Source organism: Pseudooceanicola endophyticus (assembly GCF_018760365.1).
In the GTDB taxonomy this organism is placed as follows: Bacteria; Pseudomonadota; Alphaproteobacteria; order Rhodobacterales; family Rhodobacteraceae; genus Pseudooceanicola; species Pseudooceanicola endophyticus.
The window spans coordinates 1-1,227 of record NZ_JAHIAB010000044.1 but is presented as its reverse complement, the minus strand read 5'-3'; the positions used below and the strand labels follow the sequence as shown (position 1 = coordinate 1,227).

Annotated in this window: 1 pseudogene; it reads left to right on the top strand. The window is 63.1% G+C overall.

The window, feature by feature from the left end:
* Positions 1-99 precede the first annotated feature (99 nt).
* A pseudogene (istA, locus tag KM176_RS24745) lies at positions 100-1,227 on the top strand (IS21 family transposase); the annotation flags it as partial.

Sequence of the window (1,227 nt, the reverse complement as noted above, 5' to 3'; positions counted from 1 at the left end):
CAGAACTGACCCGGGAGCGCGCGTAATTTCCATTGAGAATTGACCCATGTGACCCTCCCCGCGACGCAGCTTGCAGCGGGGGATTCCGGAGTGATCCACATGGGACTTTTGAACGTCATCCGCCGCATGGCTTTGCGGGAAAAGCTACCGATCCGAGAGATCGCACGCCGAACCGGCCTGTCGCGGAACACCATCAAGAAATATCTGAGAGCAGGCATGATCGAGCCGAAGTTCAACGTTCCGGCTCGGTCGAGCAAGCTTGATCCCTACGCTGAAAAGCTTGCTGCGTGGCTGAAGACGGAGGCTGCAAAGTCACGCAAGCAGCGCCGACCCCTGAAGCAGTTGCATGGCGACCTCGTGGCGCTCGGCTACACCGGGTCCTACAACCGGGTTGCGGCCTTCGCCCGAAAATGGCGGGTAGAACGCCAGCGCGAGCAGCAGACCACCGGGCGCGGCATCTTCGTCCCCTTGTCGTTCCGGCCCGGGGAGGCCTTCCAGTTCGACTGGAGCGAAGACTACGCGGTGCTTGGCGGAGAGCGCACGAAGCTGCAGGTCGCGCATATCAAGCTGTCTCACAGCCGCGCCTTCCTCGTCCGAGCCTATATGCTGCAGACCCACGAGATGCTGTTCGATGCCCACTGGCACGGCTTCCGCGTCTTTGGCGGTGTTCCGGAGCGTGGGATCTACGACAGCGGGAATTGTCCGCCATTGGTCCGAGGACAATGGACGCGAAGACGGCGGTGGACCGGGTTGGCCGTGGCAAAGAGCGTCAGGTGAACATGCGCTTCCTGGCCATGGCAAACCACTACGTGTTCGAGCCAGAGTTCTGCAATCCGGCGGCGGGTTGGGAGCGCGCCATTATGCGCCATTGGTCCGAGCACAATGGCGAGCGGTCAGGTCGAAAAGAACGTCCAGGACGCCCGGCCGCGCTTATGGAACCCCATGCCGACCTTCCCCGACCTTGCTTCGCTGAACGCATGGCTGGAGCGGCGCTGCATGGAGTTCTGGCGCGAGACACCCCATGGCACCCTCGCGGGTAGCATCGCGGATGTCTGGGGCTGGGAGCGAGCGGCGCTCATGCAGTTGCCACCCGCCTTCGACGGCTTTGTCGAGCAGAGCAAGCGCGTGTCACCGACCCGCTGCCCGGCAGGCGATGCATGCATCGCCGAGAGGGGGCTTGATCAGCTTCGAGCGCAATCGCTACAGCGTCCCCGCCTCCTTCGCCAA